The 23,437-nt window shown below is 36.9% G+C and carries 22 protein-coding genes and 1 tRNA gene; 13 read left to right on the top strand and 10 right to left on the bottom strand.

Translation table 11 applies throughout. The annotated features are described in order from the left end of the window. Positions 1-4: 4 nt before the first annotated feature. Both MP477_RS13760 and MP477_RS13755 read right to left on the bottom strand, forming a co-directional pair. A complete protein-coding gene (locus tag MP477_RS13760; RefSeq protein WP_257190858.1) occupies positions 5-1,372 on the bottom strand; it encodes an ATP-binding protein in 1,368 nt (455 codons plus the stop codon). 27 nt (positions 1,373-1,399) lie between these two features. After that, positions 1,400-2,101, bottom strand: coding sequence for a response regulator transcription factor (locus MP477_RS13755; RefSeq protein ID WP_257190857.1), 702 nt, complete (start codon positions 2,099-2,101; stop codon positions 1,400-1,402). Between the two features lie 135 nt (positions 2,102-2,236). Here MP477_RS13755 and MP477_RS13750 point away from each other — a divergent pair, with 135 nt between their 5' ends. Both MP477_RS13750 and MP477_RS13745 read left to right on the top strand, forming a co-directional pair. After that, on the top strand, positions 2,237-2,863 hold the full coding sequence (locus MP477_RS13750; RefSeq protein ID WP_257190856.1) for a YiiX/YebB-like N1pC/P60 family cysteine hydrolase: 627 nt from the start codon (positions 2,237-2,239) through the stop codon (positions 2,861-2,863). A gap of 157 nt (positions 2,864-3,020) precedes the next feature. After that, positions 3,021-3,332 carry an NIL domain-containing protein gene (locus MP477_RS13745; RefSeq protein ID WP_047490408.1) on the top strand — a complete coding sequence of 104 codons (312 nt, stop codon included), beginning with the start codon at positions 3,021-3,023 and terminating at the stop codon, positions 3,330-3,332. A gap of 277 nt (positions 3,333-3,609) precedes the next feature. Here the strand turns inward: MP477_RS13745 and murA are convergent, their stop codons facing one another. Together murA and MP477_RS13735 are read right to left on the bottom strand one after the other, a co-directional pair. After that, positions 3,610-4,917 (bottom strand): UDP-N-acetylglucosamine 1-carboxyvinyltransferase, encoded by a 1,308-nt coding sequence (murA, locus tag MP477_RS13740; protein ID WP_230040731.1) that lies wholly within the window; start codon positions 4,915-4,917, stop codon positions 3,610-3,612. Continuing rightward, positions 4,917-5,594 carry a DUF4290 domain-containing protein gene (locus MP477_RS13735; protein WP_230040724.1) on the bottom strand — a complete coding sequence of 226 codons (678 nt, stop codon included), beginning with the start codon at positions 5,592-5,594 and terminating at the stop codon, positions 4,917-4,919. The genes murA and MP477_RS13735 overlap by 1 nt, the downstream gene beginning before the upstream one ends. 187 nt (positions 5,595-5,781) lie before the next feature. On the opposite strand from MP477_RS13735, the gene MP477_RS13730 reads away from it, so the two are divergent. Continuing rightward, positions 5,782-7,221 (top strand): alpha-amylase, encoded by a 1,440-nt coding sequence (locus tag MP477_RS13730; protein ID WP_257190855.1) that lies wholly within the window; start codon positions 5,782-5,784, stop codon positions 7,219-7,221. A gap of 165 nt (positions 7,222-7,386) precedes the next feature. Here MP477_RS13730 and MP477_RS13725 read toward each other — a convergent pair whose 3' ends face one another. Then, positions 7,387-7,797: a thiol-disulfide oxidoreductase DCC family protein gene (locus MP477_RS13725; RefSeq protein WP_230040720.1), complete on the bottom strand. Its 411-nt coding sequence runs from the start codon at positions 7,795-7,797 to the stop codon at positions 7,387-7,389. Positions 7,798-7,802: 5 nt separating this feature from the next. Further along, positions 7,803-8,270 (bottom strand): heme-binding domain-containing protein, encoded by a 468-nt coding sequence (locus MP477_RS13720; protein WP_257190854.1) that lies wholly within the window; start codon positions 8,268-8,270, stop codon positions 7,803-7,805. 475 nt (positions 8,271-8,745) lie between these two features. On the opposite strand from MP477_RS13720, the gene katG reads away from it, so the two are divergent. Beyond that, entirely contained in the window at positions 8,746-11,022 is a 2,277-nt protein-coding gene (katG, locus tag MP477_RS13715) for a catalase/peroxidase HPI (RefSeq protein WP_257190853.1), read from the top strand. Between the two features lie 288 nt (positions 11,023-11,310). Here the strand turns inward: katG and MP477_RS13710 are convergent. Continuing rightward, positions 11,311-11,381, bottom strand: a tRNA-Gln gene (locus tag MP477_RS13710). Between the two features lie 256 nt (positions 11,382-11,637). Between MP477_RS13710 and der the strand changes: the two genes are divergently transcribed. Beyond that, positions 11,638-12,948, top strand: coding sequence for a ribosome biogenesis GTPase Der (gene der / locus MP477_RS13705; protein WP_230040716.1), 1,311 nt, complete (start codon positions 11,638-11,640; stop codon positions 12,946-12,948). A gap of 156 nt (positions 12,949-13,104) precedes the next feature. After that, positions 13,105-13,755 (top strand): uracil phosphoribosyltransferase, encoded by a 651-nt coding sequence (upp, locus tag MP477_RS13700; RefSeq protein WP_257190852.1) that lies wholly within the window; start codon positions 13,105-13,107, stop codon positions 13,753-13,755. Between the two features lies 1 nt (position 13,756). On the opposite strand, the gene MP477_RS13695 is transcribed toward upp, so the two are convergent. From MP477_RS13695 to MP477_RS13685, 3 genes are all read right to left on the bottom strand, one after another. Further along, positions 13,757-14,443 (bottom strand): alpha/beta fold hydrolase, encoded by a 687-nt coding sequence (locus tag MP477_RS13695; protein WP_257190851.1) that lies wholly within the window; start codon positions 14,441-14,443, stop codon positions 13,757-13,759. 107 nt (positions 14,444-14,550) lie between these two features. Then, complete coding sequence (locus tag MP477_RS13690) at positions 14,551-15,204, bottom strand: ComF family protein (protein ID WP_257190850.1); 654 nt, start codon at positions 15,202-15,204, stop codon at positions 14,551-14,553. A 121-nt stretch (positions 15,205-15,325) separates the two neighbouring features. Then, positions 15,326-16,798 (bottom strand): helix-turn-helix domain-containing protein, encoded by a 1,473-nt coding sequence (locus tag MP477_RS13685; protein WP_257190849.1) that lies wholly within the window; start codon positions 16,796-16,798, stop codon positions 15,326-15,328. Between the two features lie 126 nt (positions 16,799-16,924). Here MP477_RS13685 and aceB point away from each other — a divergent pair, with 126 nt between their 5' ends. The 7 genes from aceB to MP477_RS13650 all read left to right on the top strand — a co-directional run bounded on the left by aceB (position 16,925) and on the right by MP477_RS13650 (position 23,400). Continuing rightward, positions 16,925-18,499 carry a malate synthase A gene (gene aceB / locus MP477_RS13680; protein WP_257190848.1) on the top strand — a complete coding sequence of 525 codons (1,575 nt, stop codon included), beginning with the start codon at positions 16,925-16,927 and terminating at the stop codon, positions 18,497-18,499. A 161-nt stretch (positions 18,500-18,660) separates the two neighbouring features. Beyond that, a complete protein-coding gene (aceA, locus tag MP477_RS13675) occupies positions 18,661-19,941 on the top strand; it encodes an isocitrate lyase (protein ID WP_257190847.1) in 1,281 nt (426 codons plus the stop codon). A gap of 360 nt (positions 19,942-20,301) precedes the next feature. Further along, positions 20,302-21,315 (top strand): terpene synthase family protein, encoded by a 1,014-nt coding sequence (locus MP477_RS13670; RefSeq protein ID WP_257190846.1) that lies wholly within the window; start codon positions 20,302-20,304, stop codon positions 21,313-21,315. Between the two features lie 123 nt (positions 21,316-21,438). Then, a complete protein-coding gene (locus tag MP477_RS13665; RefSeq protein ID WP_257190845.1) occupies positions 21,439-22,011 on the top strand; it encodes an OmpH family outer membrane protein in 573 nt (190 codons plus the stop codon). 129 nt (positions 22,012-22,140) lie between these two features. Next, the gene (locus tag MP477_RS13660) at positions 22,141-22,524 is read left to right on the top strand and encodes a thioesterase family protein (RefSeq protein ID WP_257190844.1); all 384 of its coding nucleotides are present in this window, start codon (positions 22,141-22,143) and stop codon (positions 22,522-22,524) included. 71 nt (positions 22,525-22,595) lie between these two features. Continuing rightward, entirely contained in the window at positions 22,596-23,018 is a 423-nt protein-coding gene (locus tag MP477_RS13655; protein ID WP_257190843.1) for an SRPBCC domain-containing protein, read from the top strand. Between the two features lies 1 nt (position 23,019). After that, complete coding sequence (locus MP477_RS13650; protein ID WP_257190842.1) at positions 23,020-23,400, top strand: hypothetical protein; 381 nt, start codon at positions 23,020-23,022, stop codon at positions 23,398-23,400. Positions 23,401-23,437: the final 37 nt, after the last annotated feature.

Raw genomic sequence — 23,437 nt, 5'->3', positions numbered from 1 at the left:
ATCACTAGGATCCCGGTATTTCAAAATGCACGGTAAAAACCGTTTTATCATGCTCTGATGCTACAGAAATTATTGCATGATGAAGATGAATGATTTTTTCTGACAGAAAAAGTCCGATACCATAGCCTTTTTCTTTTTTTGAGGTTTCACTTCTGTAAAAAGGTTCAAAAATACGTTGTAAATCTTCCTGGGGAATGATGATACCAGTGTTGGCAAAACTGATAGAAAGTATTTTTTCACCGGCTGTAACATCTATTGAGCATATATGTTCAGGAGAATATTTACAGGCATTGTCAATAAGGTTATTAAAAGCAACCTGCAGCAGGTATTCATTTCCCTGTGTGATCAGCTGATGTTCTTCTACCTCATTTTCTATATTCAGTGAGACTTTATATACTGGATTCTCTCTTGTTATTTTGGTGTAAGATTCCAGAAGTACCTCATCAAGGCGTACTTCGGAAAAACTGATTTCATTAGGATCATAGCTTGCCTTGGCAAGATCCATTAAACTGTTGGACAGTTTGGCCATATTTCGTGCATCTTCCAACGCATACCGGATGGTTTGCTGGTATTCTTCTTTAGTTTGTTCTTTTTCAGAAGCCAGCTCCAGCTCAGTGATAATTGCGGATAATGGGGTGCGGAGTTCGTGTGAAATATTGGATACAAAATGTTTTTGAGAGTCAAAAGAATTTTCCAGGCGTTTCAGCATTCCATTGAAATTCTGGGCCAGCTCGTTAAGTTCATCTTTTTCTCCGGTCGTTTTTAAGCGCAGCTGTAATTTTCCGGCAGTAATCTTTTTAATTTGATTCACCATTTCGCTCAGGGGACTCAATACTTTTTTAGAAAGGAATATTCCGGCGAGATAAATAAGGATCAGGATGCTGATGAAGGCGATAATACTAATGGTAAGAAGATGAGTAAGGTATTCATAACCATACTTATCATAGGAAGCAGCGGTTACAGCATAGGATTTTCCGGCATGATGATAGACTATTCCGATTACCTGTAAGTTGTTTAAAAAGAAGTTGATTTTTTTCTTTTGAAATATCTGCGTGAGCATCGCCGGTGTTTCTTTTACATAGTCAACTTTCGCATCGTCATGATAAATAAGCTGATGGTCAGAGTCATAAATAGCAACCTGAACTTCGTTAAGAGTTCTGTTGTTATTTTTGTACAGCTTATGCATTTCCTGCTCCGGGAGTGAACTTTGAAAAAATAAATCAGCTTTGGCAATGGCCTCGTTTTGCAATTCGCTGTAGAAAGATTTCTCTCTGGCCTCTTTGGACGAATAATAAATAGAAAAGCTGTAAACCCCTAAAAGCATTGCCGTGATTAGGGTAAAGAGGAGTGTAAGCCTGGTTCTTATTTTCATCCGTTTGTTTTTAGTTCACTTCGGTTACTATATAATGCCTGTTTCGTAGTCTTTTTTTAAGATAAATCCCATACCGGCCTTGGTATGAATAAGCTTAATTTCAAAATCTTTATCAATTTTTTTCCTCAGATAATTGATGTATACGTCAATAAAGTTGGTTCCGGTATCGAAATGGGTTTCCCATACTTTTTCTGCAATTTCACTGCGGGAAAGTACTCTTTCGGAGTTTTCAAGCATGAATTTTAAAAGGTTGAATTCCTTTGGGGTTAATTTTATGGGAATCTGATCTCTGCTGACTGTTTTTTGTTCCAGGTTTATTTCAATCCCTTCATATTTAAGAACAAAAACTTTTTGCTGCCTCTGCAGTGAAAAACGTTTTAAAAGAACTTTAATTCTGGCCACCAGCTCACGCATTTCAAAAGGCTTGGTTAAGTAATCATCAGCCCCGGCATCAAAACCTTCCAGCTTATCATCCGTCGTTCCGAGAGCGGTAAGCATTACCACGGGAAGGTTGGGTTTTAAAATCTTTATTTCATTACAGAATTCAAGACCGTTTTTTTTAGGAAGGACAATATCCGTGATTATAAGATCAAAATCTTTTTGTAATGCCAGCTTGAGTCCCGTTATTCCATCGTAGGCTGCCGTTACTTCAAACTCAGCTTCCTGAAGTCCCTTGGTGATCAATTTTGAAAGTCTGTCATCGTCTTCAACGAGTAAAATATGTGGCATAAAGATATAGGGAATGTTTGGGTTGATATGAAGAATAGATCAATACTTCCTACAAATGTAATAAATTCTATTTTGTAATTTTGGCGGCGAAACAATATCAGAATGCTAAAATTTAATATATCTTTTTTAAAAAAAATGACCATTACAGGAAGTCTGTTCTTTTTGCTTGTACTGCTTGCGAATTGTAGTGCTTCGCCAACATTAAAGCTTAAAAATGGTGACCTTCTTTTTGTCACTGCAAAAGAATCAGGACTTTCCGGAGCAATTAACAATGTGACACAAAAGCAGAAAGCGGCTTCTTTTGATCATATAGGTATTGTAGAAAAAGATGAAAACAGACTGTTTGTATTGCATGCGGCTCCAAAAGGAGGCTCCCAAAAGCAGGAATTAAAAGAATTTCTTCAGGATCAGAAAGAAGACGGCCAGAAAGTAGTGGTATACCGTTTAAAACCTGAATATCAGAAATCAATTCCATCAGCTGTTGAAAAAGCAAATCAAATGCTGGGTAAACCTTATAATTTCAATTATATCCTGGATGAAAACTCCTATTACTGTTCAGATTTTATTGAAAGAGCATTCAGAGAAGATCATATTTTCAAATTGGAGCCCATGACGTTCACAGATCCTAAGACAGGGAAAATAAATGTTTTTTGGGAAGAGTTTTATCAAAAGAAAAATCTTAAGGTTCCGGAAGGAGCACCCGGCTGTAACCCCAATGGACTGGCCGGTTCAGATAAGCTGGAAAGAATAAAAGAATTGTAAAGAATGTAAAAGAAGCTGTAATGGCTTCTTTTTTTTGTTAAAGTTTTAAAAATATTAGTCTACTAATTTGATGGACTAATATTTTTTTATATTTTTGTCACAGATTTAATGCAGAGCGCAATATAATCTGAAAGTGTTTAACCAAAAATGTTTAGTGATGATTACACCTAATCCTGGCCTGCAGGTTTTGCAAAACAAAATTACCCTGCCTAAAAAAGAATTGATCCTGGAAATAGAGTTGAATGGGAAAATGAAATTTGAACATTTAATGAATACCATCTACAATCAATTGGGCATTTGTCATAGAGTGTTGTCTGCTAATGTGGAATATGTGAACGGATACAGTTTTGGTACCGTACAATTATATATTAATGTCAATTCAGAAGATTATCAGAACCTTGAGTTCTATCTGAACAAAAATAAACTTTTGAGTACAACGGTAGAGTATCTCTGCCGGAAATATTCTTAAGGGAGATTCATATAGTTTTAATTACCCAAAGTGTCCGGTTTTAATCGGGCACTTTTTTTATTCCTTTAAAACTAAGATCTCCTTTCGCTTACATTGGAGGTGAAACCATTCCTTTCCTTCAACGGCGTGGCAAACCGAAGATTTGATGTGGTGGTTATGCAGTGAAGAATCTAAACTGTTGATTTCTATAGGGACTCAGAATGATGAATTTTTTAGTTTTTAAAAAATAAAAAAGCGTCCGGATCACTCTGAACGCTTTATAGTAATAAAAATAATTTTATATTCTTTCGATATCAGCACCAATTGCTTTTAGTCTTCCATCGATATTTTCATATCCTCTGTCGATTTGCTCGATATTGTGGATAATTGATTTTCCTTCTGCAGAAAGTGCCGCAATTAAAAGTGCATTTCCGGCTCTGATATCCGGAGAAACCATTGTTGTTCCTCTTAATGGCGCTTCCTGATTTAATCCAATTACGGTAGCTCTGTGTGGATCACATAAAATGATCTGAGCCCCCATGTCAATTAATTTATCAACAAAGAATAATCTGGATTCAAACATTTTCTGGTGCACCAGAATACTTCCTTTAGCCTGAGTAGCTACTACCAGAATAATAGATAATAGATCCGGGGTAAACCCTGGCCATGGCGCATCTGAAATAGTAAGAATAGAACCGTCAATGAATTTCTGGATCTTATAATGTTCCTGAGCAGGAATATAAATGTCATCACCACTTTGCTCAAGCTGAATTCCCAGTTTTCTGAAGGTATTGGGAATAACTCCTAATTGGTTCCAGTTTACATTTTTAATGGTGATTTCAGATTTTGTCATCGCAGCAAGACCTATCCATGATCCGATCTCTACCATATCCGGAAGCATCGTGTGCTCAGTTCCTCTCAGATAATCAACCCCTTCAATGGTAAGAAGGTTAGAGCCAATTCCTGAAATATTGGCACCCATTCTGTTCAGCATTTTACACAATTGCTGAAGATAAGGTTCACAGGCAGCATTATAGATTCTTGTTTTCCCTTTTGCCAGTACAGCAGCCATTACGATGTTAGCCGTTCCGGTTACAGAAGCTTCTTCCAGAAGAATAAATTTTCCTCTAAGCTCAGTCGCTTTTAAAGAATAAAAATATTCTTCTTCATCATAATTAAATTCTGCGCCAAGCTCCACTAATCCCTGGAAGTGGGTATCCAATCTTCTTCTCCCGATTTTATCACCACCCGGAGTAGGCATATAAGCTTCCCCATAACGAGCCAGCATCGGTCCCATAAGCATGATAGAACCACGCAGCTTAGCACCATCTTTTTTGAACTCGCTGGATTTTATATAGTCGAAATTTACTTGGTCAGCTTTGAACGTGTAGTCACCGTGTCCGTTTTTAGTAATTTTTACCCCAAAGTCACCCAGAATTTCAATTAATCTGTTGACATCATGAATATCCGGAATATTTTTAATAGTGACCTCTTCATCAGTTAACAGAACAGCACATAAAATTTGTAGAGCCTCATTTTTAGCCCCTTGTGGAGTTATTTCACCCTGCAATCTTTTTCCTCCTCGTATTTGAAATGTTCCACTCATTATTTTCTGTTTTTATGATTATTGTTATGTCTCCTTTTATTGGGTTGATTTTTGTTATTACTGTTGTTATTGTTATTACTCCTATTATTGTTGTTACTGTTATTGTTTCGGTTGTTGTTGTTACTGGTGTAATAGATTTTACTTTTTTCAAGAGAATCTATTCCTGTAAGGTCCAACCTGTTTTCAGACAGTTCCTTCAGGTGGCGGAAAATAACATCATCCGTCACATGTTCCTTATTATAGACATTATAAGATTTCTTCATATTGTTCGCAATTACCTCGATAAGGGCTTCTTTTTCATCACCCGCCTCCAGTTCAATTGCTTTTTCGATCAATTGAAGAATACTTTTTCCGTAAAACTTAAAGTCTCCTTGAAGTTTTGGATATTCCATCCTTTTAGGTTTTTCGGCCAATTCTTCCATCGTAGGAAACGGATAAGGAGAATCTACATCCAAATCGTAATTTGCCAGAATAAAAAGATGATCCCAAAGTTTATGTTTATAATTGTCTTCGTCACGAAGTTGTGGGTTTCTCTGACCCATAAAATCGATGATTGCCATAGCCATTTCACTTCTTTCCTCTTTGGAAGGAAGCTCTTTGCAGCGCTCAACCAACTGTTGTATAATTCTGCCGTATTCGGGCATATGAAGCTGAGTTTTTTGGGTATTGTATTCCATAGTATGCAAATATATGGATTAAAAGAAAAATTGTTTCGAGAATATTAAAAATTTATGATTTTTTAATGAAAAATTGTACTGGCCTTTCTTATGATTTATTATTGAAAATTAAAATATTTCACCGGAATTAGAATTTGTATGTAAGGAAATTGTAACTTGGTTAATAGGTTTATAATTAAATATTGCAATGAAAAAAACATATTTTCTTCTTTCTGTATGGGCTTTAGCATTAGCCACTTCTTGTGAGAGCAATGATGATATTGGTAATAAGTCTTCACAAGAGCAGGAAGTACATGACAAAATTGTAAATGTCACTCACCATGACGGAAGACCCTTCAGTACGGGAGGAGGGTCCGGGTCTTTACAGGGCAAGTTTGTAGCTGGTCCCGGTGGGGGAGTTTTAATGCAGGGATTTTATTGGGATGTTCCAGAAGGGGGTAACTGGTGGAATACCGTTAAAGATAAATTGACGGCATGGTCCAATGCAGGGATTGGAGCTGTATGGCTTCCTCCGGCTTCCAAAGCTCAAAACGGCCCCCTTTCAATGGGATACGACCCCACAGATTATTATGATTTTGGAAATTTTAATCAAAACGGGACTACAGAGACCCGATTTGGATCGAGAACTGAGCTGGAAGCATTAATTACTAAAGCACACAGCGAAAATATGCAGGTATTTGCTGATATTGTAATCAATCACAACAGCGGCGGGCAGTCTGAAGCGAATCCTTATACCGGAACGAATACCTGGACCAACTTCTCAGGAGTCGCTTCCGGGAAATTTCAAAGAAGCTATGAGGATTTTTATAAAAATGCTTACGGAAATAATGATGAAGGTTCTTTCGGTGGATTTCCGGACTTGTGTCATGCGAATCCTCATGTACAGGATTGGTTATGGGGAAGGGATGATTCTGTAGGAAAATATTATAAAAATGTGATGAAATTCGATGGCTGGAGGTTTGATTATGTAAAAGGGTTCGGACCCTGGGTAGTGAATACCTGGAATTCTAAGGTGGGTGGATTTTCCGTTGGTGAATTGTGGGACTCCAATGTCAATACACTGGAATGGTGGGCAAATAATGCAAACAGTTCCGTATTTGATTTTGCAGCTTATTATAAAATGGATGAAGCCTTTGATAATGGTAATCTGAATGTTTTAAATGATGATATGATGTGGAAGAGAAATCCCTATAAAGCAGTCACTTTTGTTGCCAATCATGATACCGATATTATTAGCAATAAAATGGCGGCATACGCTTATATCTTAACTCACGAAGGCTATCCAACTATTTTTTACAGAGATTATGAAGAATGGCTGAACAAAGAGAGATTGAATAATTTAATCTGGATTCATAATAATAAAGCTACCGGAACCACTTCCATTTTATATACAGATAATGATGAATATATTGCAAGACGTAATGGCTATAACGGAAATCCGGGGCTTGTAGTTTATATCAATGCTTCGTCAAGCTGGCAGGAAAGATGGATTGAGACCAATTGGGCCAGCCAGCAGATCAAAGATTTTACAGGAAGTTCAGGCTGGTATCCTACAACTCAGGGAGATAAATGGGTGAAAATTCAATGTGCTCCGAATAGCTATTCAGTTTGGTCACTGAATCAATAAGTCTAAAAGCGATTAATTTAAATACTAGTCATTCTTTAAGAACCTTAATCATGTATTTTACGATCAAATCGATTAGGTTTTTATGGAATGACTTTTTATATGCTGCTGCTCTGGCAGGAAAGAGAAATGTTTTCCTGAGGAGAAAAAATCCTGATAAGATGCGGACTATACCTGGATAAATTTTTTCTTCTGATGTTGATCCGGCAGATAACATTTCTGGTTGGCCAGTTTCATTCTGTTTCTGGAAATTATATTATAAACTTTATCACTTAGAAATGCAGGCAATAGCTTTCCAATAGCTGAAAGCTTGTAAATTCCACCTAACAGGTCCGCAATTTTAAGTACTGCTCTTGATTTAATCAGATAATATTGTTCCGGCTTCCAAAGATACATGGTATTGAAATCCTTTGTTTCCAATCCTCTTTCAGATAAAAACTGCTGTCCGAAATCAGATTGTAGTGAAGCAAACATAAATTGGTCCTTTTTATCTCTCTCCAAAATCCATTGTACCCAGAAATTACAGACACCACAGTCTCCGTCAAAAAATACAATATATTTATTTTTCCAGTCTTTCATGATTTCTATTTATTAAACATGATATTTCTTTCGGTATCCTCTTTTACTTTTTTAAAATATTGAGAAAGTGCTGTACGCTGTTCATCCGTCAGTTTTGCATTCTGATGTCCCAAATAATAAGACTCAAGAGGCATTTCCTTTTTTTCTATCATTTCTAAACATTCTTCAATCTTATGAAGCTGTCTTTTAGATTCGTACACTGCAAAGGTAGAAAAATTAAGATGTTTTCTGCCTTCATTTATATGATTTTTTACCACCCATGAGGCTGGTGAAATATTAGAATACCATGGATATTTGGTTTCATTGGAGTGGCAGTCATAACAAGACGTACGTATAATTTTGGCAATAGGGTCCGGGGTATTTTTAATTTTCAGGAAATCCATACCCGGTGTTGGAGCAGGATTGGTTTTGTCAATAGGAAAAAACTGGATCATAATAAATGCCACAAGAATGACAACTAATACTTTTTTCATAGATGTTCATGTTTCTTATTAGGTTAAAGGTAGTTAAATTATTTTTTATGCTAAGTTGAGGCTGAAATATTTTTATGGGAAGCTGGAGAAGAGAAATAATAGCATGGATTTTAGATAAGCTATACTTTTTCAATAATTTATGTAAAGGAGGTGAAGTCCTTTTGATAGGCTAAAACTTCTTAGTATCGGTATTCTTCTGCCTTTCTTGTCCAAAAAATATTACGTTGATCAATTCTAAATTGAGTGGGGTGCTGATGTTTTTTATCCACATTCATATGAATTTTCACTAACTTAATACCACAATTATGTCTTTAGTTTGCATGCTGTCGGAAATGTTTCTTTATAGTTTTTAACTATCATTGAAATAATTATTAATAGATTGTATTTATTAAATAAGCGTTGTAAGTTTGTCATGTTCTTACAACAAAATGTTACTTAAACTGTATTAATCAACATAAAAAATAAATAAACGACAATGGAAAAAGATTCGAATGACATCAGTAAATGCCCGTTTCATAATGGGACTATGAAAAAGAATGTAGCAGGTGGAGGAACCCAAAACCTGGAATGGTGGCCTGATCAGCTTAGAGTAGATATGCTGCGCCAGCATTCATCACTGTCTAATCCTATGGATAAAGACTTTGATTATGCTGAAGCATTTAAAAACCTTGACCTTGAAGCCGTAAAAAGAGATCTTCATGCATTGATGACAGATTCTCAGGATTGGTGGCCGGCCGATTTCGGGCACTATGGACCTTTGTTTATCCGTATGGCTTGGCACAGTGCCGGAACGTACCGTGTAGGAGATGGTAGAGGTGGAGCAGGAGCGGGACAACAACGTTTTGCGCCTTTGAACAGCTGGCCTGATAATGTTAGTTTAGATAAAGCAAGAAGGCTGTTATGGCCAATCAAACAAAAATATGGAAGAAATATTTCCTGGGCAGACCTTTTAATTCTTACCGGTAATATAGCGCTGGAATCTATGGGATTCAAAACATTTGGATTTGCTGGTGGCCGTGAAGATGTCTGGGAACCGGATATGGATGTATATTGGGGGTCAGAAAAAACATGGCTAGGCGGAGATGTGCGTTATGCCCATGGTTCGGAAGGAGTCGTGGAGGGACATGCAGCCGTTCTTCCTACCGATGATGATGCAGATGGTGATATCCATTCCAGGAATCTTGAAAAACCTTTGGCAGCCGTACAAATGGGATTAATCTATGTAAACCCTGAAGGTCCGGACGGAAATCCTGATCCTATTGCTGCTGCTAAAGATATCCGCGATACTTTTGGACGTATGGCAATGAATGATGAAGAAACTGTTGCCCTGATTGCCGGAGGTCATACCTTTGGAAAAACTCATGGGGCTGGTCCTGCAGATCATGTAGGCAAAGAACCTGAAGGAGCCGGAATAGAATTACAGGGATTAGGATGGGAGAGCAGCTACAAATCAGGAAGTGGAAAGGATGCTATTTCCAGTGGTCTTGAAGTAACCTGGACAGAAACTCCGACTGAATGGAGCAATTATTTCTTTAAAAACCTGTTTGAAAATGAATGGGAACTGACGAAAAGCCCTGCCGGAGCTCATCAATGGGTAGCGAAGGATGGTGCTGAAATTATTCCTGATGCATTTGATCCCACTAAAAAGCATAGACCAACAATGCTTACGACAGACCTTTCATTGAGGCTGGATCCTATTTACGAAAAAATTTCAAGACATTTTTATGAAAACCCTGATGCCTTTGCCGATGCCTTTTCAAGAGCTTGGTTTAAACTTACCCACAGGGATATGGGACCTCGTGCCCGTTATTTAGGACCGGATGTTCCTCAGGAAGAATTAATCTGGCAGGATCCTATTCCGGCAGTGAATCATGAACTGGCAGACGCTACAGATATTGAAAATCTTAAAACTAAAATTTTAGATTCCGGATTGACTATTTCCGAACTGGTATCTACAGCCTGGGCTTCTGCATCTACTTTCAGAGGAAGTGATAAGCGAGGTGGTGCCAACGGAGCAAGAATAAGATTGGAACCTCAGAAACATTGGGAAGTCAATAATCCAACACAATTACAGAAAGTATTAGGGATTTTGGAAGGAATTCAGAATGAATTCAATTCTCAAAATGGAGGTAAGAAAATTTCACTTGCAGATATCATTGTTCTGGCAGGAACAGCCGCTGTAGAAAAGGCCGCGAGAAATGCAGGACATGATGTTAAAGTAGCATTTGCACCCGGTAGAATGGATGCTTCTCAGGAACAAACGGATGTAGAATCTATGGGATACCTGGAGCCTGTTGCTGACGGATTCCGTAATTACCTGAAAAGAAAATTCTCAGTTTCTACAGAGTCTTTATTAATAGACAAAGCACAGTTGTTAACGCTTACCGCTCCTGAACTTACTGCTTTAATAGGAGGAATGCGCGCCTTAGATACGAATTTTGACGGTTCAAAACATGGGGTATTTACCACCCGTCCCGGAGTTCTTACCAATGATTTCTTTGTAAATCTTTTAGATATGGGAACACAATGGAAAGCCATGTCAGAAGATAAAGAATTATATATAGGAACCGACCGCTCAACAGGTCAGCCAAAATGGACGGCTACCCGTGCCGATCTTGTATTCGGATCCAATTCTGAATTGAGAGCTGTAGCTGAAGTGTATGCAAGTGCTGATGCGCAAGGTAAATTTATCAATGATTTTGTAGCTGCATGGACGAAAGTGATGAATCTGGATCGGTTTGATTTGGATTAACAGATCATCTATCATATGATAAAGACAGCAGTGATGCTGTCTTTTTTGTTTTTTAAATATATTTGGAGACTGTTAGTATCATAAAAAAGATACTATTAAGAAATAAAATATACTGATGGAAAAAAAAGAATTTATAAACAGACTTGTTTCAATTACTTTAAAAAATAAAACATCCTTTCAGGGAATACTATATTGTTGTCGATTACGTGACAGATGGTTTTGATCCCTTTGTTGCCAATGTTGAAAAATGCATAAAAAACAAAAACCATCCTTAAAAAAGATGGTTTGTAGACCCACAGGGATTCGAACCCCGACTGACGGTACCAAAAACCGGAGTGCTACCGTTACACTATAGGTCTGTTTTGATGCTGCGAAATTATAGAATTTATTTTAAATATAAAAATGAAATAAGGAGATAATATAAGACTTTCACCTGTCTTATGGGTTTACTGGCTGATATCCAAATGATTATTTTTGCGAAGAATTTTCGAAATAAGGGATGTTTTTAATACTAAATAATAAAATCTTATCTTTGCAAAAAATTGGGCTCTAAAAGTTAGAGTAACCCATTAATAACTTGTCCCGAGCATAGCAAAGGATTATTAAACATTTTTTATGTCGAATATTGTCGCAATCGTTGGGCGTCCCAACGTAGGAAAATCCACGCTTTTTAACCGTTTACTAGAGAGAAGAGAAGCTATTGTAGATTCTACAGCCGGTGTAACCAGAGACCGTCATTACGGAAAATCTGACTGGAATGGAGTAGACTTCACTGTAATTGATACCGGAGGGTATGATGTAGGTACAGATGATATCTTTGAAGAGGAGATCCGTAAGCAGGTACAGCTGGCAATAGATGAAGCCACTTCCATTATCTTTATGATGAACGTGGAAGAAGGGCTTACTGATACAGACTATGAGATTTTCCGTTTACTGAGAAGATCCAATAAACCTATTTATATTGTCATTAATAAAGTAGATTCTTCTAAGGAAGAACTTCCTGCGACAGAATTCTATCAGTTAGGAATTGATAAATATTATACTCTTTCTTCTGCTACAGGTTCAGGAACAGGAGAACTGTTAGATGATATCGTTAAAGATTTCCCTACCACAGAATATAAAGATCCGTTTGAAGGGCTGCCTAAAATCACTATCGCAGGTCGTCCAAACGTAGGAAAGTCTACAATGACTAATGCTTTACTTGATGTAGAAAGAAATATTGTAACTGATATTGCAGGAACAACAAGAGATAGTATCCAGACCTTATATAATAAGTTCGGACATGAGTTTGTATTGGTAGATACTGCCGGTATGAGAAGGAAATCTAAGGTAAATGAAGATTTGGAATTCTATTCCGTAATGAGATCTATCCGTTCTATTGAATTTTCTGATGTAGTAATCATTATGGTAGATGCTACACAAGGATGGGAATCTCAGGATATGAACATCTTCGGACTGGCTCAGAAAAACAGAAAAGGAATTGTGATCCTGGTAAACAAATGGGACTTGGTAGAGGATAAGCAAACCAATACAATGCGTGATTTCGAAAAAGCTATTAAAGATAGAATAGGACAGTTCCAGGATATTCCAATTTTATTCGTTTCTGCCTTAACGAAACAAAGAATCTTAAAGGCGGTAGAAGTAGCAATGGAGGTTTATAATGACCGTAAGAAAAAAATAAAAACTTCAAAACTGAACGAGGTGATGCTTCCTATTTTTGAGCAGACGCCTCCACCAGCCAATAAAGGAAAATATATTAAAATTAAATACTGTGTTCAGCTTCCTACGCCATCACCACAGTTTGTATTCTTCTGTAACCTTCCACAATATGTGAAAGAACCATATAAAAGATTTGCTGAAAACCAATTGAGAAAAGAATTCGGGTTTACCGGAGTTCCTATTGAAGTGTATTTCAGACAAAAATAAAATGACTTTTAAATAAAAATCTGGTAAGGAAATATTCTTACCAGATTTTTTATAACTATATGTATTCATTTCGACGCTCCCTGCAGATTCGTTTTTTAATTGTAATTTTGCGGAATTCAATGTCGATTAACTGTAATTTATAAACTTAAGATATTCATGCTTAGTATTTTATCACAAAATTTTTCTCTTGTAAATGAATGGATTAATGAACTTCGAAACGTGGAAGTTCAGCATGACCGGATGAGATTCCGAAGAAATATGGAAAGAATCGGAGAGATTGCAGCTTTTGAAATCAGCAAAGGGCTGGAATACAGAGATGTTGTTATCCAGACTCCTTTAGATACAATAAAAAGCAGAGAAATTGCGGTACAGCCGGTAATTACCACTATTCTGAGAGCAGGAGTTCCATTGTTTGAAGGAATTCTGAGTTATTTAGACAGAGCAGACTGTGGTTTTGTAGCAGCTTACAGAAAACACGATGCTAATGATTATTTCTCTATTAAGCAGGATTATCTCACTTGCCCGAGTATTGAAGGAAGACCTTTGATCGTAGCAGACCCCATGTTAGCAACAGGTGCCTCTTTAATTGAGGCCATCAAAGATCTACTGACCAACGGAAATCCTACCCAGCTTCATATTGTAGCAGCAATTGCATCAAGACAAGGAGTAGAAACCGTTCAGAATGCTTACCCTGACGCTCAGATCTGGGTGGGAGCCATTGACGAAAACTTAACTTCAAAAGGGTATATTACCCCAGGGCTCGGAGATGCCGGAGATTTAAGCTACGGAGAAAAACTTCAAAGATAACTTAAGAAAGATTCCAGAAATCTTTTATATTATTCAATAACAAGGTTGGTCGTACTTTATCCATCGGGTGTTTTGTATCCGGAAGTACGGCCAGTTTTGCATTCGGAAGACTTCTGTAAACATGGGTACTCTCTTCAATGGTTACCATATTGTCTCTGTCTCCTACCATAACCTGGACAGGGATATTAATCCCGGCAAAATTATCTTTTAATGGTGGATTTTTTCCTAAGTTAATCATTAAATCAGCAATTGCAGGAAGTAACTTTTGCCATCCAGGACCATGTTGAGCTTCTAAAAGCTGGGCGTACTGCGGGACTTTAGTAAGAATAACTTCAGGATCCAGCATTTTACTTTCTTTTAAAGCCTGTTCTTCAGTCCAGTCAAATTTTGTACCCAGCGTGATGATGGAGTTTATATTCTCAGGTGTTTCCATAGCATAACAAAGCGCAATATAACCTCCCATGCTGTGTCCGAAAAGATGTACATCTGCCAGACTGTTGCTAATGCAATATTCTTTTAATTCCTGGGTATATTTTTCAATACTGATACCTTCTGTTGAAAGCGCAGTACTTCCGTGTCCCGAAAATAAAGGAGTATGAACAGTAAAATGCCGTGATAACTGCTCTAAGTAAGGGTGAAAAAGATCACTGTGGCCTAAAGCGCCGTGCAGTAAAATAAGATGAGGCATGATGTTGTAGTTTTCCGGAAAATTAAGAAAAAGAATTTGAGGACGAAAGAAGTTTGAAAGATTTTAGAACTTCACCTTAAAGCTTTTAATCTGTGAACTTGTGGCTATTAAACATCTACCGCCATCACCAGCACACTTACCTTATTATCACCAGCCTTTAAAATTTCCCATGCAATGGATGAAACGGTGTTTCCTGTTGTAAAAACATCATCAATAAGTAAAATGTGTTTTCCCGTTACTGGTTGAGTGAGTGAAAATGTATTGACAGATTCCAAGCGGTGTTTCTTATCCTTCAATGCCTGGGCTTTTGAATAATGATTTCTTTTAATCAGGTTATGCTCAAATGGTATGTTGTAAAACTCAGATAATGTTTCTGTGAATAGATGCAGCTGATTGTAACCTCTTTCCCGTAATTTCTTTGGATGTAATGGAACACTTACCATCAGGTCAGGTTTTGTGTTTTCAAAATCCAGACGTTCTATCGTCCATTCTGCCAGAATTTTTCCTGTTTTTTCCCGGCTTCTGTATTTGAGTTCATGGATAATTTTTCTGCTTAACCCTTCTTCCTCAAACTGTATCAAAGCATAAGTGTTCTCAACAGGGAAGAGCAGCCTGCATTTTTCTTTGACAGGATTATTTCCCAAATAATCATTATGGGTGAAATGAATTTGGCTGAAACATAAGTCGCAGACCAAAAGATCAGGTTCTATAATCCTGCTGCAGTGGATGCATCGGTTAGGGAAAAATAAATCAAGCATCATTGGCGTGTTTTTAGCTAAGTTAGGAAATTGTTTGTTGTCAGTAAATAAATAGCTGTTTTTAAACTATGCACCCTCTTAAACTTTCATAATCCAGACTCTCACATCCTCCAACTCTCTGACCCTAAAACTCTTTCCTGATCTTCTCAATAGCATTTTTCATACTGAGATTAAAGTGCTCTTTTTCCAGCCGGACGGGAGGAGTCTGTCTTACTTCACAATCCGGAATACTGCAGGACTCACAGGTAACCCCAACGTTAATGGTTTTTAAAGACGGAGATTTTATAAAGCTTATTTTTTTTATGGTCTGGGGATTCAGTAAAATACCGAGGCAGTAACTTCTGTTGCTGCCGTCAGAAAATGGATTTTTTTGAGACGTTGAGATAACCAGATAACTTATTCCCTGGTCTTTATAATGGGAGATTTGAGCATCTGTCAACGTTTCATTTTCCTTTAAATGGTGCAGGTTTTTCACAGCGATCCATCTTCTGCAGTAATGCTCATTCATAGCATTGGCATGGGGCGCTTGCTGGTGATTGAGATGCAGCTCTTTTAAAATCTGTATTTTATCGGAATCTTTCTTCTTTACCAGACATAAATAAAACAAATCCTTTATCCCCATTTCAGCAGAAAGGATATTGGTTAACCTGTAATAGAAAGTTTCCGGTGAATTGGTAAAGCCGTTGATAAGATTTTCAAAACTTTTATATTCCCAGTTATTTTGTTTAAAAAAATCTGAGGTTTTTTCAATGGCAGGTTCTTTTGGTATTAATAAGGCTCCCGCAAAATAAGAGGCATAAAAATTATTAAGAATTTCTTCAAAACTTCCGAAATCAAGCCATGAATAAGTAGTGGGACGAACCCTTAAGTCCAGTACATTGAACCCTATTTCTTTGGCAAGAATAAACGTCTTCTGATCCTTTTCAAGTTTTTTGTTGAGCAGCAATAATTTTTTCTCAGGTACAAATAAAGACCGGAGATTATCCAGGGTTCCATATTTTTCAAAATCTTCAGACTGAATATGGTAACTGAATTTTTCCACAAGGATATTTTCTAACGCTTCAGATTTTAGGTTTTTATCAATATACAATTGATTTTCTTGAGTAAATAAGCTGACTTTTTCTTCTATTTCCGGAAAATAATTATCATACAGCTCTTGAAAAGACCGCAATACCGCAAAATAAAATCTCTCTTTCCCAAGGTTATAGTTTTGGGAAATTTCAATCAGGGCATTAATAAAAGCTGTTACTTTTTTGGGTGCATCACTGATAATACTGATAAGGTTGTTTTTATTGATCCCAAATAAGTCCAGGGGAATTTCTTTGAAAAAATCAGATTGCAGTATTTCATTGAATGGCGCTAAGCTTTTATCCAGTTTTGTGGATACAAGATCATCAAAAGTACAGTGTAAAGCATCAGAAAGCTGGATGATTTTATCGTGTTTCGGATATTTCTTTCCATTTTCAATTTCGTTGAGGTAAGATTTTGATAATCCGGTTTTTACAGCAAGTTCCTGTAGAGACCAATTTTTCTTTTGTCTCTGCTGCTTCAGCTTTAGCCCGAAAACTGTTTTGATAAAGTCACTTTCTGGATTCATTACCCAAATATAAAAAATTGAATGCGATTATTCGCATAATAGTTTTTAAAATAAATTAGCGAACGTTCGCTGATTGTGAAAATTTTTATTTATGTTTGTAATATCAAATCACAAAATCAACAAGTTATGGAAACGCAGGCTCAATTAAAAATAAAGGCTCAGAAACAGTTTGAAGAAATTTTAACTCCGGATTTGCTGGAATTTCTGACAGCACTTCATCAGAATTTCAACGATAAAAGGCTGGAGCTTTTAAAAGAGAGAAAAAAAACTCAGCAGGAATTCGATAAAGGTGCTCTTCCGCAATTTTTGAAAGAGACAGAAGAAATCAGAAACGGAAACTGGACCTGCGGATCATTACCGGAGGATTTACTGGACAGAAGAGTCGAGATTACAGGCCCGGTTGACCGAAAAATGATCATCAATGCATTGAATTCCGGAGCTTCAACATTTATGGCTGATTTTGAAGACAGTACCTCGCCAACATGGGAAAATTGTATGGAAGGGCAAAAAAACCTTTCTGATGCCGTCAGCAGAAAAATTGATTTTACCAACGAAAATGGAAAAGCGTATAAACTTAATGAGAAAACCGCTGTTTTATTGGTTCGTCCCCGTGGCTTGCATCTGCCTGAAAAACATATGGAGATCAATGGAGAAGAAGCATCTGGCTCACTGACTGATTTTGGAATTTATTTTTTCAGAAATGTAAAAAACCTGTTGGAAAAAGGAAGTGGTCCTTACTTCTATCTTCCAAAACTGGAACATTATAAAGAAGCCCGCTGGTGGAATGATGTTTTTGTATTTGCTCAGAATTACCTGGAAATTCCCCAGGGTACAATTAAAGCAACTGTTCTGATTGAAACCATTACGGCTTCCTTCCAGATTGATGAAATCTTATATGAATTAAAAGAGCACAGCGCAGGGCTGAACTGCGGAAGATGGGATTATATTTTTTCCTATATCAAGAAACTAAGAAACCTTCCTGAGTTTATTGTTCCGGATAGAGATCAGGTAACAATGACTTCTCCTTTTATGAGTGCCTACTCAAAAAGAGTGATTGAAATATGCCACAAAAGAAATGTTCATGCTATTGGAGGAATGGCAGCTCAGATTCCGGTAAAGGATGATGATGAAGCCAATAGAATTGCTTTTGAAAAGGTAAGAAGCGATAAAGAACGTGAAGTAAAGAACGGACACGATGGAACCTGGGTAGCACATCCAGCACTGGTGACAGTGGCAAAAGAAATTTTTGATCAGCATATGCCTGAAAAGAATCAGATCGATAAAAAATTCGAATACCATATCAAAGAGACAGACCTGCTGGAAATTCCTAAAGGAGAAATAACAGAAAAAGGAGTCAGAAAAAATATCAATGTAGGAATCCTTTATTTGGAAAGCTGGCTGATGGGAACCGGTGCTGCGGCGATATACAATCTTATGGAAGATGCGGCCACCGCAGAAATCTCCAGAACTCAGATCTGGCAATGGCTGAAAAATGAAGCTGTTTTAAGTGGCGACAGAACGCTTACCCGAAGTATGGTACTGCAATGGGAAGCTGAAGAAATGGAGAATATTGAAAGCTATGTAGGAGAAAACCGTTTCAAAACCGGAAAATTTAACCTAGCCAAAGAACTTTTCAATGAATTGATCTTCTCAGAAAATTTTGAAGAATTTTTAACCCTGAAAGCGTATCCTTTTATTTAGTTTGAAGTGAGAGAGTTTGAAAGTTGTAGTGATAAGTTTAAATGAATGTAATTTACCAACTATCAACTATCAACTATCAACTGACAACCATACTCAATACTCTCACTCCTACTGCCAGACTACTAATCCCTAACCTCTAAATTAACAAAATCCAAAATATTATGAAATCTAAACAAGAACAAATCCAGGCTATAGAGCAAGATTGGCTGACAAATCCACGCTGGAACGGCGTTAAAAGACCTTATACAGCTGAAGAAGTTTTAAAACTCAGAGGCTCTTATAAAATTGATTACACCATTGCGACAGAAATGTCTAAAAAATTCTGGGATAAATTAAATAGCCAGGATTATGTAGCCGGCCTTGGTGCGCTTACAGGTAACCAGGCGGTTCAGGAAGTGGATGCCGGGCTGGAAGCGATTTACCTTTCTGGCTGGCAGGTAGCGGCAGATGCTAACTTATCGGGAGAGATGTATCCGGATCAGTCTTTGTACCCTGCCAATTCAGTGCCTGCTGTAGTGAAGAAAATTAATAATGCTTTATTAAGAGCAGATCAGGTGCAGTCTGTAAGTGGAAACGGAGATAAAGAATATCTTGTTCCTATCATTGCGGATGCTGAAGCAGGTTTTGGAGGAAACCTAAATGCTTTTGAACTGATGAAGCAGATGATTGAAGCAGGAGCTGCCGGGGTTCATTTTGAAGACCAGCTTTCTTCAGCTAAAAAATGCGGACACTTAGGAGGAAAAGTATTGGTTCCTACACAAGAAGCTGTTAATAAGCTGATTGCTGCACGTCTTGCGGCAGATGTCTTAGGAGTTCCAAGCCTTATCATTGCAAGAACAGATGCTGATGCAGCTGATTTATTAACATCAGATATTGACGACAGAGATAAAAAATTCGTCACAGGAGAAAGAACTTCCGAAGGATTTTATGTGGTGAAAAATGGAGTAGAACAAGGGATAGACAGAGGATTATCCTATGCTCCTTATGCAGATTTAATCTGGATGGAAACTTCAAATCCAGATTTGGAACAGGCAAGAAGATTTGCCGAAGGAATTCACGCAAAATTCCCTGGAAAGATGCTGGCTTACAACTGTTCGCCTTCATTCAACTGGGCAGCCAAGCTAAGCGTGGAGGAGATGTCTACTTTCCGTGAAGAATTGGCAAAACTGGGCTATAAATTCCAGTTTATCACATTGGCAGGATTCCATGCCCTGAACACAGCAATGTTTGAATTGGCCTTAGCCTATAAAGAAAGAGGGATGGCCGGATATTCAGAACTTCAGGAGCGTGAGTTTGCACTGCAGCAAAAAGGATTCAGAGCAGTGAAACACCAGTCTTTTGTAGGAACAGGCTATTTTGATGAAGTACAGAATGTTGTTACAAACGGTTCTTCAGCTACCGTAGCCATGAAAGATTCTACAGAAACGGCTCAGTTTCATTAGTCATTTTTTCCATATTTTTTGATACTAAACCTTCTCGTTTCCGGGAAGGTTTTTTTTGGTGGTAGAATTGTCACAAAATTTAAAAAAAACTACCCATTAAAAGTTATTTTGGTTACTTAAACTGCCTTTATTTTACATGAAATTGTTTGAATTATTAAAAAATATGGATGTTAAATGATTTTAGTTCAATAGATTATAGGTTATTAAGCTTAAAAATTAAATTTTTATAGGTCGATATAAATTAATATGTAAATTAGTATGCAATATTCATGACTGTATCTTTTTGATATTTAATAAGATATGTTTTTTTAATCAATAAAAGAACTATTAAAATTAAAATAAGTATTAAAGTATATAATCATGAATAACGAAAACTTTGACACCGTTAAATTCCTTTACAAAAATTTTACGTATCCCTTTCCTGTATTAAAAAATCCCCAGGCAGATTATCTGCAGGAAATTACTGATGAACAATGGATTGATGGAGAATATTTGTGGATTTATAAAAATAATCCTGAATTACGTAAAAAGTATAAAAAGACTAAAACAGCTCATATTACAGCCTGTTTTTTTTCCATAGCATCCTTTGAACGCCTTAAACCTATGGGTAAGCTGATGCTTTGGGCATTTTATAATGATGATCTCTATGAACAAATTGAGGCTGAATATCTTGGAGATGTGCGAACTCAATCAACTGCTATATTGAATGGTGAAATGGAAGTTTCTGCTTCAACTATACCTTTGGGCGGGATGTTAGCTTCATTGAGACAGGAACTGTTGCAGTTCGTTCCGGAAACATCTGTTTTCCGGCTTAGTCAAATGGTTGACAGGTATTTTTCAGGATTGGAAGCAGAATTAAAATATAAAAAGAACGAACAGTTTCCAACAATATCCGAATGTATTGCTCTGAGAGAAAAATCAGTTTGTTTATATCCTTTTATGCAGCTTATAGAAGTGGAAGCTGGGATTGTATTGCCTCCGGAGGTTCATGAGCATCCTGTTATTCAGCGTCTTCAGGCATTAATATGTCAAATGACAGTTTATTTTAATGAAATACAATCACTCCGGAAGGATGAAGCTACCGGATGTATTTACTATAATATGGTAAAAGTTATCCAGAATGAATACAAAATGACATTAGAAGAAGCCTGTCTTGAAAGTCTGCGTCTCCATAATGAGGGTCTTGAAGAATTTATAAGTTTACAAAACTCTCTTCCGGATTTTGGAATGTGGAATGATGCAGTTGTCAATTGGGTGCACTCTATGAGTCTGTTTCTGAGTGGCTGGAAAACTATTTCTGCCAATCTTGACCGTTATAATGGAACTGCTTTTCCCAGTGCTTTAGAACTTCAGAAAAAATTAAGCGAAATATAATCATTGTTTAAATTAAAGAAGAATTTCTTTAGTTAAGAATGTTTTTACCTATTTAAATTTGATAACAGATAATTAAAAAATTGGATTATATTTGAAGTCGGAAAAAACAATTTTTTAAACAAAATGAATTTAATTAAAGCCCTTTTTATTACAGCAGGATTAGTACTTAGCGCAAATACTGTACATGCTCAGCAAAAAATAGGTAGCGTAAACACGGATGAAGTTTTTTCAAGCTTACCGGAGGTGAAAACAATAAGTGCAACGATTGATAACCTGACGAAAACCAAACAAGCTGAGGTTGAAAAGTTAATCGGTGACTATCAAGCTAAGCTGAAAGCAGCTCAAGATAAAGAAAAAACATTGACTGAAGCTAATAAAGAATCAGTGACTAAAGAACTGATGGCAGCACAGACGGAATTAGATGCTCTAGGCAAAAAAGTAGAAACAGCAAGAACGCAAGCCGGTAAGGAAATTTCAGCAAAACAAAATGAATTGTTGGTTCCATTACAGCAGAAAGTGCGGGGAGCTATTGCAGCAGTGGCAAAAGAAAAAAGCCTGAACATGGTGTTTGATACAGCTTCACAAGGGAATAATAACCTTATCTACACAGATGGAAGCGAAGATATTACGGACAGTGTAAAAGCTAAATTAGGAGGTTCAGCAACAACCTCTAAGCCTGCAGCAAAATCTAAATAATCACCTCAATAGATTAAATACTCTAAAACAGAACCGGTCAATATCCGGTTCTGTTTTTTTATTGCCATTTTATAACAGAAGGAGCGGCTCTATTTTATTTTTTATTATAATTTTGAGTAAATTTCAGAAATGGGTTTAGTATATCAGAAAAAAATAAAAGTAACGGAAGAGCATATTGATCAGAACAATCATGTTAATAATGTTCAGTATGTACATTGGGTGGAAGAAATAGCTGCTGAACACTGGGATCTTTTAAAACATAAAACAGAATATGAAAATGATGCCTGGATGCTCCTGGATCACCATATTCAATATAAAAAGCAGGCCTATCTGAATGATATGATCACCGTAAAGACCTATCCTCTGTCTCCTGAAGGAGCTAAGCAGCCAAGAAAAGTTGAGTTTTACTGTAATGACAAGCTTTTGGTGGATTCAAGCACGCTTTGGGTTTTATTTGATCCTGAAACAAAAAAAATTAAAAGACTGGAAAGTAACTGGCTGGAAAAATTTTAAATAATAACATACAGTAAACGACTCCAGATAAAACAAAAAATACTATATAATCATTCTGAAAACCAGTTAGCATGGCAACAAATATTTCAACAATAGTGATTAATGCACCAAAACAGAAAGTTTGGGATACTTTAACACAACCTGAATTCGTAAAACAATGGCAATACGGAAGCAATCTGCTTACAGACTGGATCGTAGGAAGTGCTATAGAGTTTATAGCAGAGTGGGAAGGAAACGTTTTTAAACAGTGGGGAACCGTTTTGACATTTATTCCGACGGACAGTTTAAGTTATAACCTGTTTGCCCCCAGACCGGGCCTTGAAGATAAGCCTGAGAATTATTTTATCATGAAATACATTCTGACGGATCTTGGCGGAAAAACAAAACTTGAAATTATACAGGAGGATAACAGACCCGATGCTGTACAGGAAGAGCTACAAGGTAAAGAAAATCCGGTTCTTCAGGGATTAAAAAATATTGCGGAAACAAGTTGATATGAAAAGGAAATTAAGAAAAATACATATCAACAATAGGGAGTATTTGTATTCTGTTACAGATACATATCATGCAGGTACGGAAACCAATACTTTAACGGTGAGAATATTTTTAAGCGGACAGAAAAAGACCCCTTTAATCATTGAATTTCTGACTTCTGATGATTATTTTATGGGACAGCCCTTACAATCAGGAATTATACTAATCAATAAAATAACTTCCTCTGAAGATGAGGTTAACTTTAATGAGCCCGGGTATATACGACAACTTATCCTGCAGGGACAAAAAAAAGGCTGGACAGGAACTAATGCAATGGAAAAACAAAACGGACTGGATTATTTGGCAGAATTAGGGTATGAAACGGATCAATTAATTTCATGAAATTATGTAATGTAATAAAGCTGTCAATTGTCTATAA

Source organism: Chryseobacterium sp. WG23, from assembly GCF_024586575.1.
Lineage (GTDB): Bacteria > Bacteroidota > Bacteroidia > Flavobacteriales > Weeksellaceae > Chryseobacterium.
Note: the sequence above shows the minus strand (reverse complement) of the source record. Positions and strands in the feature narration are given on the sequence as shown.